Raw genomic sequence first — 12,457 nt, 5'->3', positions numbered from 1 at the left:
GAGCATTCGACAAGGCATGCTCAAATGGGCGATTCAGGTTTATGATGGCCAACGGCCGAATCAATCCCCACACGGAGTGCGCAATGCAGACCCTGTACCCGCAGATCAAACCCTACGCCCGGCACGATCTGGCCGTGGAAGCGCCGCATGTACTGTACGTCGATGAAAGCGGTTCGCCGGAAGGTCTGCCGGTGCTGTTCATCCATGGCGGCCCAGGCGCCGGTTGCGATGCCCAGAGCCGTTGCTACTTCGACCCCAATCTGTACCGGATCATCACCTTCGACCAGCGCGGCTGTGGCCGCTCCACGCCCCATGCGAGCCTGGAGAACAACACCACCTGGCACCTGGTCGAGGACATGGAGCGCATTCGCGAGCAGCTTGGCATCGACAAGTGGGTGCTGTTCGGTGGCTCGTGGGGCTCGACCCTGGCGCTGGCCTACGCCCAGAAGCACCCGGAGCGGGTGCATGGCCTGATCCTGCGCGGCATCTTCCTGTGCCGGCCGCAGGAGATCGAGTGGTTCTACCAGGCTGGCGCCAGCCGCCTGTTCCCCGACTACTGGCAGGACTACATCGCGCCGATTCCGCCCGAGGAGCGCGGCGACCTGGTCAAGGCCTTCCACAAGCGCCTCACCGGCAACGACCAGATCGCCCAGATGCATGCGGCCAAGGCCTGGTCGACCTGGGAGGGGCGCACCGCCACCTTGCGCCCGAACCCGCTGGTGGTCGACCGTTTCTCCGAACCGGCACGCGCCTTGTCGATCGCCCGTATCGAGTGCCACTACTTCACCAACAACGCCTTCCTCGAGCCTGACCAGCTGATTCGCGACATGCCCAAGATCGCCCACCTGCCGGCGGTCATCGTGCATGGCCGCTATGACGTGATCTGCCCGCTGGACAACGCCTGGGCACTGCACCAGGCCTGGCCGAACAGCGAGCTGAAGGTCATCCGCGATGCCGGTCACGCGGCCTCCGAGCCCGGCATCACCGACGCCCTGGTGCGCGCCGCCGACCAGATGGCCCGTCGCCTGCTCGACCTGCCTTTGGAAGAAGCATGAAGGGCCTGCTGCAGCGCGTGCGTGGCGCACGCGTCGAGGTGGGCGGGGAAATCGTCGGCGCCATCGACCAGGGCCTGCTGGTGCTGGTGGCGGTGGAGCCTGGAGATACCCGCGAGCATGCCGATAAGCTCTTGCACAAGCTGCTCAACTATCGGGTGTTCAGCGATCCACAGGGCAAGATGAACCTGTCGCTCAAGGATGTGCAGGGCGGCCTGTTGCTGGTGTCGCAGTTCACCCTGGCAGCCGACACGCGCAGTGGGATGCGTCCGAGCTTCTCGACAGCGGCGCCACCCGCCTTGGGGGCCGAGCTGTTCGATTATCTGCTGGAGCGAGCCCAGGGCCAGCATGCCGATGTGGCATGCGGGCGCTTTGGCGCGGACATGCAGGTGCACCTGGTGAATGATGGCCCTGTAACATTTATGTTACAAATATGAGGTCGAAAAACCCCGTGTTTGTAGGAAAACAAGGGGTTTTGTACGATAAATAGTTGTACAAGCCTGATGCGTTGTAACGCGACCTGCTGGATAATCGCGCGCTACATGAGCCTGCGTCCGCAGGTTCGTTTCACTCCGACTCGAGCATTGTCTGGATCCGTTTGGGGAATCATTACGCCCTCACGGGGTCCGAACAGTGCTCGCCAACCCGGCAATGGTAGCTGGCCGTTGGTTTCATGATCTGTTTTCGGCGAGGGTTGCTCGTGATTGTAAGTCCCCAAAAAGCGTCAAGAATCCCTGGCACCCGCCTGCGCTCTGCGCTGATGGCCGGTGTGGCACTGTTCGGCCTGATGAGCGCGGGTCAGCTGTGGGCATTCAATCTTGACGATGTTGCAGCCAAGGCAAAGGATCTGGCCGGCCAGAAGTACGAGGCACCGAAAAGCAATCTCCCGGCCGTGTTCCGCGACATGAAGTTCGCGGACTACCAGAAGATTCATTTCCTGCAGGAAAAAGCCGAGTGGGCCAAGGACAAGACCCCCTTCAAGCTTTCCTTCTATCATCAGGGCATGCACTTCGATACCCCGGTGAAGATCAACGAGGTCACCGCCACCAAGGTGGAGGAAATCAAGTACGACCCGAGCCGCTTCGAGTTCGGTGACGTGCCGCACGACCCGGAAACCACCAAGAACCTCGGCTACGCCGGGTTCCGCGTGCTCTACCCGATCAACAAGGCCGACAAGCAGGACGAGATCATGACCCTGCTTGGCGCCAGCTATTTCCGTGTCGTCGGCAAGGGCCACGTGTACGGCCTGTCGGCCCGTGGCCTGGCCATCGACACCGCGCTGCCGTCGGGCGAGGAATTCCCGCGCTTCACCGAGTTCTGGGTCGAGAAGCCCAAGCCGGCCGACAAGCACCTGGTGATCTACGCCCTGCTCGACTCGCCGCGTTCCACCGGCGCCTACAAGCTGATCCTGCGTCCGGGCAACGACACCGTGGTCGATGTGCAGTCGCGCGTATTCCTGCGTGACCACGTCAGCCGCCTGGGCATCGCCCCGCTGACCAGCATGTACCTGTTCGGCCCCAACCAGCCGTCCAAGGTCATGAACTACCGTCCGGCCCTGCACGACTCCGAAGGCCTGTCGATCCATGCCGGCAACGGCGAGTGGCTGTGGCGCCCGCTGAACAACCCGAAACACCTGGCCGTGAGCAACTTCAGCGTCGAGAACCCGCGTGGTTTCGGCCTGATGCAGCGCCAGCGCGCCTTCAGCGACTATGAAGACCTCGACGACAACTACCAGAAGCGCCCGAGCGCCTGGATCGAGCCTAAGGGCGACTGGGGCAAGGGCACCGTCGACCTGGTCGAGATCCCGACCGCCGACGAGACCAACGACAACATCGTTGCCTTCTGGAGCCCGGAAAAACTGCCTGAGCCCGGCCAGCCGATCGAGTACGCCTACCGCCTGCACTGGACCATCGACGAGCCGAAGTTCCAGGCGCCGGACCTGGGCTGGGTCAAGCAGACCCTGCGCTCCACTGGCGACGTCAAGCAGTCCAACCTGATTCGCCAGCCCGACGGCAGCGTGGCCTTCCTGGTCGACTTCGCCGGCCCCGCGCTCGCCGCCCTGCCGGAAGATACCCCGGTGCGCAGCCAGATCAGCACCGACGACAATGCCGAGGTGGTCGAGAACAACCTGCGCTACAACCCGGAGACCAAGGGCTGGCGCCTGACCCTGCGGTTGAAGCTCAAGGAAGCCAACAAGTCGACCGAAATGCGTGCCGCGCTGGTGCGTGACGTGCCGGTCGAGGCGCCCAAGGCTGCCCAGGACGCCAAGCAGGACAAGGCCGCTGCCAAGCATGCCAAGGCCGACAAGGCCGCCAAGGCGGACGCCACCGCCAAGGCTGAACAACCTGCCGCCGACGCGGCGTCCACCAACGGGACCCCGGCCACCACCGAACAGGTGCTGACCGAGACCTGGAGCTATCAGTTGCCTGCCGATGAGTAACTCAAGCGCAAGGCCGGAATCGCTTGGCGAATACCTGGCCCACCTCCCACTGAGCGATCAGCAGCGCGCGGAACTCGCCAGCTGCACCTCGTTCGGTGAGCTGCACCAACGCCTGGCGGCCAACCCGGCTGCCGCCCCCGCCGAGGCCGTGCAGGCCTCGGTCGGTGCGCGCCTGACCGTGGGCAGTGCCGCCGAGCTGGAAGACGCCGAAATGCTCGGCGTCGACGGCAACGGCCGGCTGTGCCTGAAGATCGCGCCGCCGATCCAGCGTACCCGGGTGGTCCCGGAGCCCTGGCGCACCAATATCCTGATCCGCATGTGGCGCCGCATGACCGGCCGCACCAACGCCCCGCAGCCGCCCAAGCGCGAGCTGCCGCCGGCGCGCTGGCGCACGGTCGGTTCGATCCGCCGCTACATCCTGCTGACCCTGATGATCGGCCAGACCATCGTCGCCGGCTGGTACATGAAGGGCATCCTGCCGTACCAGGGCTGGTCGTTCGTCGACCTCGACGAGATTCTCAGCCAGTCGGTCTGGGACACCGTGGTGCAGGTCTGGCCGTACGCCTTGCAGACGTCCATCCTGATCCTCTTCGGCATCCTCTTCTGCTGGGTTTCGGCGGGCTTCTGGACCGCCTTGATGGGCTTTCTCGAGTTGCTCACCGGGCGCGACAAGTACCGGATTTCCGGCAGCAGCGCGGGCAACGAGCCGATCGCACCCGAGGCGCGCACCGCGCTGGTGATGCCGATCTGCAACGAAGACGTGCCGCGGGTGTTCGCCGGCCTGCGGGCAACGTTCGAGTCGGTGGCTGCCAGCGGCAACCTCGACCGTTTCGACTTCTTCGTGCTCAGCGACACCAACGACACCGACATCGCCGTGGCCGAGCAACAGGCCTGGCTGGACGTGTGCCGCGAGACCAAGGGCTTCGGCCGCATCTTCTACCGCCGTCGCCGGCGCCGGGTGAAGCGCAAGAGCGGCAACCTCGACGACTTCTGCCGTCGCTGGGGTGGCGAGTACAAGTACATGGTCGTGCTCGACGCCGACAGCGTCATGAGTGGCGAATGCCTGAGCGGCCTGGTGCGCCTGATGGAGGCCAACCCGGAAGCCGGTATCATCCAGACCGCGCCGAAAGCGTCGGGCATGGACACCCTCTATGCGCGCATGCAGCAGTTCGCCACTCGCGTGTACGGCCCGCTGTTCACCGCCGGCCTGCACTTCTGGCAGTTGGGCGAGTCGCACTACTGGGGCCACAACGCGATCATTCGCATGAAGCCGTTCATCGAGCACTGCGCCCTCGCGCCGCTGCCAGGCAAGGGCGCATTCGCCGGCGCGATCCTTTCCCACGACTTCGTCGAAGCCGCGCTCATGCGCCGCGCCGGCTGGGGCGTGTGGATCGCCTACGACCTGCCGGGCAGCTATGAAGAACTGCCGCCCAACCTGCTCGACGAACTCAAGCGTGACCGGCGCTGGTGCCACGGCAACCTGATGAACTTCCGCCTGTTCCTGGTCAAGGGCATGCACCCGGTGCACCGCGCCGTGTTCCTTACCGGGGTGATGTCGTACCTGTCGGCGCCGTTGTGGTTCCTGTTCCTGGTGCTGTCGACCGCCTTGCTGGCGACCAACACGCTGATGGAGCCGCAGTACTTCATCGAGCCCTACCAGCTCTACCCGTTGTGGCCGCAGTGGCATCCGGAGAAAGCCGTGGCGCTGTTCTCCACCACCATCGTGCTGCTGTTCCTGCCCAAACTGCTCAGCGTCATCCTGATCTGGGCCAAGGGCGCGACGGAGTTCGGCGGGCGCATCAAGGTGACCCTGTCGATGCTGATGGAGATGCTGTTCTCCATGCTGCTGGCGCCGGTGCGGATGATCTTCCACACCCGCTTCGTGCTGGCCGCGTTCCTCGGCTGGGCGGCGACCTGGAACTCACCGAGCCGCGACGACGACTCGACGCCCTGGAGCGAAGCGGTGCGTCGCCATGGCCCACAGACCCTGCTGGGCTTCGCCTGGGCCGGACTGGTCGCGTGGTTGAACCCGAGCTTCCTATGGTGGCTGGCGCCGATCGTTGGCTCGCTGCTGCTGTCGATCCCGGTTTCGGTGATTTCCAGCCGCGTGCGCCTGGGCCTGGCGGCCAAGGACGAGAAGCTGTTCCTCATCCCCGAGGAGTACGCCACCCCGCAGGAGCTGCTGGCCACCGACCAGTATGCCCACGAAAACCGCTGGCACGCCCTGCGTGACGGCTTCGTGCGTGCTGTGGTCGACCCGCGGCAGAACGCCCTTGCCTGCGCCATGGGCACGGCACGACACGGCCAGGCCGCGCCGATCGAGGCCTTGCGCGCCGAGCGCGTGGCCAAGGCGCTGGAAGTCGGCCCGCAAGGGCTGGACCTGGCGACCCGGCTGGCGCTGCTGAGCGACCCGGTGGCCTTGTCGCGTCTGCACGAGCAGGTGTGGGCAGGGCATCACTCGGCCTGGATCGACGCCTGGCGGGCATCGATCGACAGCGATCCGCATTCGCCGCTGCTGCCGTTGCATCCGGAAAACGAAGGTCAGCCGGCGCTCGTCGGCGCCTGACCTGAGTGGCCCAATCGCCGGCAAACCGGCTCCTACAGGATTACCACCGGACCTGTAGGAGCCGGCTTGCCGGCGAAGCTTTTTAGGGCCCAGAGGCCTATTTTGGCCAACAAAGTCCCCGCCAACGCTAGGTCCCAGGCCCGCCATGCGTTAGCATCCCTCTCCGATATCGCGCACAGCCCAAAAGAGCCGTGCCTACAAAAAAATTCGCAATTTTCTTTGCTAGGGGATCTGGTGATGATCAAGAAATACCTCTCGCGACTGCTGGTGGGCGTGACCGCCCTGGTCGCGGTTACGGCGGCCCAGGCCGGTGCCATCGACGATGCGGTCAAGCGCGGCACCCTGCGCGTCGGCATGGACCCGACCTACATGCCGTTCCAGATGACCAACAAGCGTGGCGAGATCATCGGCTTCGAAGTCGATATCCTCAAGGCCATGGCCAAGTCCATGGGCGTCAAGTTCGAGGCGGTGTCCACGGCCTATGACGGCATCATTCCGGCCCTGCTGACCGACAAGTTCGACATGATCGGCAGCGGCATGACCCTGACCCAGGAGCGCAACCTGCGCCTGAACTTCTCCGAGCCCTTCATCGTCGTTGGCCAGACCCTGCTGATCCGCAAGGAGCTGGCTGGCGAGATCAAGTCGTACAAGGACCTGAACAACGAGAAGTACCGCATCACCTCCAAGCTCGGCACCACCGGCGAGATGGTGACCAAGAAGCTGATCAGCAAAGCCAAGTACCACGGCTACGACAACGAGCCGGAAGCGGTGATGGACCTGGTCAACGGCAAGGCCGACGCTTTCGTCTACGATGCCCCCTACAACGTGGTGGCCGTGGAGAAGATGGGCGCCGGCAAGCTGGTGTTCCTCGACGAGCCATTCACCTTCGAGCCGCTGGCCTTCGGCCTGAAGAAGGGCGACTACGACAGCATCAACTTCATCAACAACTTCCTGCACCAGATCAAGCATGACGGGACCTACGATCGTATCCACGACAAGTGGTTCAAGAACAAGGACTGGCTGAAGGAAATGGAATAAGGCCCAGGCCACAAGCCCAGGCTTTGACCCCGACGCGCAGGTAAACCCTGCGCGTTCGCATTTACGGAAGTACCCACGTGATCAAACACAAGAAAGCCCAGTGGCCCTGGCATGCGCTGACCGCGCTGGTCCTGGTGGGCCTGGTGTTCAGCCTGTACCTGGCCACCTCGATGATTTCCTACGAGTGGCGCTGGAACCGCGTACCGCAGTATTTCGCCTACAAGGCCGAAGAAGCGCAGCGTGCGGCCGGTAATGGGACCGTACAGGAAATCGTCGTTTCCGGTGACGCCGCGCGTGTCACGCTCAAGGACGAAAACGGCGATGAGCAGGTGCTCGACGTGGCCAAGGACAGCCTGCAACTGAGCCGCGGCGACGACGTCGCCGAGGGCGACCAGGTCGGCGTGACCCGCCACTGGGCAGCCGGCCCGCTGGCCTGGGGCTTGTGGACGACCTTGTGGATTTCCGTGGTATCCGGGGCGCTGGGCCTGCTGATCGGCCTGGCAGCCGGTTTGTGCCGCCTGTCCAACAACCCGACCCTGCGCGATCTGTCGACGGTGTATGTCGAACTGGTGCGCGGCACGCCGCTGCTGGTGCAGATCTTCATCTTCTACTTCTTCATCGGCACCGTGCTCAACCTGTCCCGCGAGTTCGCCGGGGTGGCGGCGCTGGCGCTGTTCACCGGCGCTTACGTGGCCGAGATCGTGCGTGCTGGTGTGCAGTCGATCGCCAAGGGACAGAACGAGGCGGCCCGCTCGCTGGGCCTTAACGCCGCCCAGTCGATGCGCCACGTGATCCTGCCCCAGGCCTTCAAGCGCGTGCTGCCGCCGTTGGCCGGGCAGTTCATCAGCCTGGTCAAGGACACCTCGCTGGTCTCGGTGATCGCCATCACCGAACTGACCAAGAGCGGCCGTGAGGCTATCACCACCTCGTTCTCGACCTTCGAGATCTGGTTCTGCGTGGCAGGCTTGTACCTGCTGATCAACCTGCCGCTGTCGCACCTGGCCAGCCGGCTCGAGCGGAGGCTTGCGCAAAGTGATTGAAGTTCGTGACCTGCTGAAAGTCTTCGATACCCGTGGGCAGGTGGTGCGCGCGGTGGACAACGTCACCACCCAGGTCGCCAAGGGCGAAGTGGTGGTAGTGCTCGGCCCGTCAGGCTCGGGCAAGTCGACCTTCCTGCGCTGCCTCAATGGCCTGGAGCATTTCGACCAGGGCCATGTGGCCATCAACGGCCTGCAGCTGGAGGACCCGAAGACCGACATCAACGCCTACCGCCGCGAAGTCGGCATGGTGTTCCAGCACTTCAACCTGTTCCCGCACATGACCGTGCTGGAAAACCTGTGCCTGGCGCAGAAAGTGGTGCGCAAGCGCGGCAAGGCCGAGCGCGAGGCCAAGGCGCAGGCGCTGCTGGAAAAGGTCGGTATCGCGCAGAAGGCCAACGAATATCCTTCGCGGCTTTCCGGTGGCCAGCAGCAGCGCGTGGCGATCGCCCGGGCGCTGGCCATGGAACCCAAGGTGATGCTGTTCGACGAGCCGACCTCTGCGCTTGACCCGGAAATGGTCGGCGAGGTGCTGGACGTGATGAAGACCCTGGCCCAGGAAGGCATGACCATGGTCTGCGTGACCCACGAGATGGGCTTTGCCCGAGAAGTGGCCGATCGCGTGCTGTTCTTCGATCACGGCAAGCTGCTCGAGGATGCCTCGCCAGCGGCGTTCTTCGATGCCCCGCAGGACCCGCGGGCCCAGGCCTTCCTGCGCCAGGTGCTGTAACCGTACCGGCCTGTTCGCGCCGAACCGCCGCGAACAGGCCGGTACAAGCTGCCTATTCTTCAGATCAGAGCTTGAACCGCCCCACCAGCCCCTGCAGGTGCGTCCCCAGACGCGCCAGTTCCACGCTGGAACTGGCCGTCTCTTCACTGGCCGCCGACGTCTGGTCGGAAATGTCCCGCACGTTCATCACGCTCCGGTTGATCTCCTCGGCTACCGCGCTCTGTTGCTCGGCGGCCGTGGCGATCTGCTGGTTCATTGCCTGGATCGCCGACACGGTGCGGGTGATGGTTTCCAGTGAGCCGCCGGCACGCCGGGTCAGCTCGACGCTGCTGTCGGTCAGCTCGCGGCTGTTCTGCATCACGCTCGCCACCCGCTGGGTGCCGCCCTGCAGGCTGGCGATCAGTTCCTCGATTTCCTCGGTCGACTGCTGGGTGCGCTGGGCCAGGCTGCGCACTTCGTCGGCGACCACGGCAAAGCCACGTCCGGCCTCGCCGGCCCGTGCAGCTTCGATAGCGGCGTTGAGGGCCAGCAGGTTGGTCTGCTGGGCCACCGACTTGATCACGTCGAGCACGCTGCCGATCTTGTCGCTCTCGGCCTTGAGCTGGTTCATCGCTTCACTGGAATTCACCACCTCGCCCGCCAGGCGCTCGATCTGCGCCACGGCCTCGCCGACCACGCGGTCGCCTTCACGGGCTTGTTGATCGGCAACCAGGGCCGCCTCCGAGGCCTGTTCGGCGTTGCGCGCGACTTCGTGCACGGTGGCGGTCATCTGGTTCATGGCAGTGGCGACCTGGTCGGTCTCGACCTTCTGGTTGTTCACCCCGGCGCTGGTCTGTTCGGTCACTGCCGATAGCTCCTCGGCGGCGCTGGCGATCTGCGTGACGCCGTCGCCGATGCCGCCGACCAGTTCGCGCAGGTTCTCGGTCATGCGCTGCATGCTGGCTTGTAACTGGCCCATTTCATCGCGGCGGGTGGTTCGCGGGGACTCGCGCAGGTCGCCGCTGGCCACGCGCTCGGCGGTCGCGAGGGTCTGGCGCAGGGGGATGATGATCTGCCGGGTGATGGCCCAGGCGGCCAGCAGGCCCAGGGCCAATGCCAGGGCAGTGGCACCACCGAGCAGGGTCTTGGCCTGGCGCGCATCGGCGTTGCGGACCTTGGTCTGGGAAACGGTCATGGCCTGGCTGGTTTCGAGCAACCTGCCACCCAGGTCTGCCATGCGTTGCAGCGCTTGGCTGGCGGCGGTACTGCCGGCGGCGGCCTGGCGGTAGTCGGCGAAGAGCTGTCGGTACTGGCGCGCGGCATCCAGTTGCTGGGCCAGGCGTTGCTGGTCGCTGGGCTTTTCGATCAATGGTTGCATGCGCTGGATCTGCTGCTCGAGGTTGTCCAGGGCTGTCTCGATTTGCGCCGTGGTGGTGCTGTCGGGCTTGATCACATAGGCCTGGCGCGCGATCCGCAGTTCCAGGGTGCGCTGGTGGATCACCGAGATGTTGCCCAGTTTGTCGCCCCGCTCGATGATGCCGTCCATGCCCCGCCAGCCTGTGGCGGTGATGACCAGGGTGAACAGCAGTACCAGGCCGAACCCCAGCCCCAATTTACGGTTGACGCTTACATTCCCCAGCGATTGGGCAAACCATCGGTACATAGGTGACTCCCCGGCGTGTGGCAGCACGATTGTTGTTGTGTTGCCAGGGCATCGGCCCACGCTGGAGAAACTTGATGGCTTGAAGCTAACCGATCGGTCAGAAAATCCGCGAGAGCAGGGCAGTGACCGCGGTTTCTACGCGAAGGATGCGATCGCCAAGCTGAACAGGGGCCAGACCGGCTTTGGCCAGCAGGTCCACTTCATAGGGAATCCACCCGCCTTCCGGGCCGATCGCCAGGGTTACCGGGCCTTGCACGGCTCGCGGGCAGGCCGGGTAGGGGCCGGGGTGGGCGACCAGGCCCTGGGTACCTTGGGCGATGGCCGGCAGGCGATCCTCCACGAACGGCTTGAAGCGCTTCTCGATGATCACCTCGGGCACCACCGTGTCGCGTGCCTGCTCGAGGCCGAGGATGAGGTTCTCGCGCACGCTTTCAGGGGTGAGGAAGGGCGTCTGCCAAAAGCTCTTCTCGACCTTGTAGCTGTTGACCAGGATCAGCCGCGGCACGCCCAGGGTGGCGATGGTCTGGAACAGCCGGCGCAGCATCTTCGGCCGAGGCACGGCCAGCACCAGGGTCAGCGGCAGCTTGGCCGGTGGCGGCTGGTCGAAGGCCACTTGCAGTTCGGCCTCGTGGCGCTCCAGGCGCATCACCGTGGCCTGGCCGATCAACCCTCCGATACGGCCGACGCGCAGGGTATCGCCCACCGCCACGCCGTGGATTTCCTGCATGTGGGTAAAGCGCCGGTCCGCCAGCACGACATGGTCGGCCGAGACGAAGTCGGCCTCCTCGAGCAACAGCAGGTTCACGGTTGGGTCGCTGGCGGCTGGTCGTTGTGGTCGTCGGCCGGCTGCTCTTCGTGGCCGCGTTTGCGGATCAGGCTGCCACACAGCACGCCGACCTCGAACAGCAGCCACATCGGCACGGCGAGCAGGGTCTGCGAGAAGATATCGGGCGGCGTGAGGATCATGCCGACCACGAAGCAACCGATGATCACGTACGGGCGGATCTTCTTCAGGTACTTCACGTCGACCACGCCGATCCACACCAGCAGCACCACCGCCACCGGGATCTCGAAGGCCACGCCGAAGGCGAAGAACAGCGTCATGACGAAGTCGAGGTAGTTGGCGATGTCGGTCGCCATCGTCACGCCATCCGGCGTGGCAGCGGCGAAGAACTTGAACATCAGCGGGAATACCAGGAAATAGGCGAAGGCCATGCCGGCGTAGAACAGGAAGATGCTCGATATCAGCAGCGGTATGGCGATGCGTTTTTCATGGCGGTACAGGCCGGGCGCGATGAAGCCCCAGATCTGCTGCAGAATGAAGGGAATCGCCAGGAACAGCGAAACGATCATGGTCAGCTTGAACGGCGTCAGGAACGGCGAAGCCACGTCGGTGGCGATCATCGTCGCATTGGCCGGCAAGTGCTCGCGCAGGGGCGCCGACACCAGGGTGTAGATCTGCTGGGCGAAGGAGAACAGCCCGATGAAGATCAGGAAGATGGCAGCGACGCAACGCAGCAGGCGAGTGCGCAGTTCGGTCAGGTGCGAGACCAGCGGCATGGGCTGGTCGTGGTCCGGGATTTCGCTCATGGGGCTCGCGGCGGTTGGGGCTGTTCTGGCTGCTCAGGGACGCTGGCCGGGGCTACCGGAGCTACCGGAGCAGGCGGCTCGCTGGCGCTGGCAGCGGGTTCCTGGGCAGGCGGCGTCTGCGGGTTGAGGATGCGCTTGGCTTCCTGTTCCATCTGCAGGATGTGCTCGTTGTGCAACTGACGGCGAATATCGTCGGCGCCGATTTCACGCTCGACTTCGGTCTTGATGGCGTTGAAGCTGCGCTTGAGCCGGCCGATCCACAGCCCTGCGGTGCGCGCGGCGCCAGGCAGGCGCTCGGGACCGAGCACGAGCAGTGCGACCAGGCCGACGAGCAGCAGCTCGCTGAAGCTGATGCCGAACAT

11 protein-coding genes are annotated in these 12,457 nt (G+C 64.6%); 7 read left to right on the top strand and 4 right to left on the bottom strand.

What is annotated here, in order from left to right:
* Window positions 1–83: 83 nt before the first annotated feature.
* From pip to E6B08_RS28115, 7 genes are all read left to right on the top strand, one after another.
* Entirely contained in the window at window positions 84–1,055 is a 972-nt protein-coding gene (gene pip / locus E6B08_RS28145; protein ID WP_136916961.1) for a prolyl aminopeptidase, read from the top strand.
* Window positions 1,052–1,489, top strand: a complete 438-nt coding sequence (dtd, locus tag E6B08_RS28140) for a D-aminoacyl-tRNA deacylase (RefSeq protein WP_136916960.1) — start codon at window positions 1,052–1,054, stop codon at window positions 1,487–1,489. The genes pip and dtd overlap by 4 nt, the downstream gene beginning before the upstream one ends.
* Window positions 1,490–1,752: 263 nt before the next feature.
* Window positions 1,753–3,492: a glucan biosynthesis protein G gene (locus tag E6B08_RS28135; RefSeq protein WP_202877484.1), complete on the top strand. Its 1,740-nt coding sequence runs from the start codon at window positions 1,753–1,755 to the stop codon at window positions 3,490–3,492.
* On the top strand, window positions 3,485–6,058 hold the full coding sequence (gene mdoH, locus E6B08_RS28130) for a glucans biosynthesis glucosyltransferase MdoH (RefSeq protein ID WP_136916959.1): 2,574 nt from the start codon (window positions 3,485–3,487) through the stop codon (window positions 6,056–6,058). The genes E6B08_RS28135 and mdoH overlap by 8 nt, the downstream gene beginning before the upstream one ends.
* A gap of 240 nt (window positions 6,059–6,298) precedes the next feature.
* On the top strand, window positions 6,299–7,096 hold the full coding sequence (locus E6B08_RS28125; RefSeq protein WP_136917504.1) for a transporter substrate-binding domain-containing protein: 798 nt from the start codon (window positions 6,299–6,301) through the stop codon (window positions 7,094–7,096).
* A 77-nt stretch (window positions 7,097–7,173) separates the two neighbouring features.
* Window positions 7,174–8,136 (top strand): amino acid ABC transporter permease, encoded by a 963-nt coding sequence (locus tag E6B08_RS28120; protein ID WP_136916958.1) that lies wholly within the window; start codon window positions 7,174–7,176, stop codon window positions 8,134–8,136.
* Complete coding sequence (locus tag E6B08_RS28115) at window positions 8,129–8,863, top strand: amino acid ABC transporter ATP-binding protein (RefSeq protein WP_136917503.1); 735 nt, start codon at window positions 8,129–8,131, stop codon at window positions 8,861–8,863. Before E6B08_RS28120 ends, E6B08_RS28115 begins: the two co-directional genes overlap by 8 nt.
* Window positions 8,864–8,927: 64 nt before the next feature.
* On the opposite strand, the gene E6B08_RS28110 is transcribed toward E6B08_RS28115, so the two are convergent.
* From E6B08_RS28110 to tatB, 4 genes are all read right to left on the bottom strand, one after another.
* Window positions 8,928–10,505, bottom strand: coding sequence for a methyl-accepting chemotaxis protein (locus tag E6B08_RS28110; protein ID WP_136916957.1), 1,578 nt, complete (start codon window positions 10,503–10,505; stop codon window positions 8,928–8,930).
* Between the two features lie 97 nt (window positions 10,506–10,602).
* On the bottom strand, window positions 10,603–11,310 hold the full coding sequence (locus E6B08_RS28105; RefSeq protein WP_136916956.1) for a 16S rRNA (uracil(1498)-N(3))-methyltransferase: 708 nt from the start codon (window positions 11,308–11,310) through the stop codon (window positions 10,603–10,605).
* Window positions 11,307–12,095 (bottom strand): twin-arginine translocase subunit TatC, encoded by a 789-nt coding sequence (gene tatC, locus E6B08_RS28100; RefSeq protein ID WP_136916955.1) that lies wholly within the window; start codon window positions 12,093–12,095, stop codon window positions 11,307–11,309. The genes E6B08_RS28105 and tatC overlap by 4 nt, the downstream gene beginning before the upstream one ends.
* A complete protein-coding gene (gene tatB / locus E6B08_RS28095) occupies window positions 12,092–12,457 on the bottom strand; it encodes a Sec-independent protein translocase protein TatB (RefSeq protein WP_136916954.1) in 366 nt (121 codons plus the stop codon). The genes tatC and tatB overlap by 4 nt, the downstream gene beginning before the upstream one ends.

Source organism: Pseudomonas putida (assembly GCF_005080685.1).
Taxonomy (GTDB): Bacteria; Pseudomonadota; Gammaproteobacteria; order Pseudomonadales; family Pseudomonadaceae; genus Aquipseudomonas; species Aquipseudomonas putida_V.
This window is presented reverse-complemented; position numbering and strand designations above follow the sequence as displayed.

Excerpts from the sequence above, each read along its gene's own strand:
- pip (WP_136916961.1), top strand. The coding sequence starts at position 84 with ATGCAGACCCTGTACCCGCAGATCAAACCCTACGCCCGGCACGATCTG.
- dtd (WP_136916960.1), top strand. The coding sequence starts at position 1,052 with ATGAAGGGCCTGCTGCAGCGCGTGCGTGGCGCACGCGTCGAGGTGGGC.
- mdoH (WP_136916959.1), top strand. The coding sequence starts at position 3,485 with ATGAGTAACTCAAGCGCAAGGCCGGAATCGCTTGGCGAATACCTGGCC.
- E6B08_RS28110 (WP_136916957.1), bottom strand. The coding sequence starts at position 10,505 with ATGTACCGATGGTTTGCCCAATCGCTGGGGAATGTAAGCGTCAACCGT.
- tatC (WP_136916955.1), bottom strand. The coding sequence starts at position 12,095 with ATGAGCGAAATCCCGGACCACGACCAGCCCATGCCGCTGGTCTCGCAC.
- tatB (WP_136916954.1), bottom strand. The coding sequence starts at position 12,457 with ATGTTCGGCATCAGCTTCAGCGAGCTGCTGCTCGTCGGCCTGGTCGCA.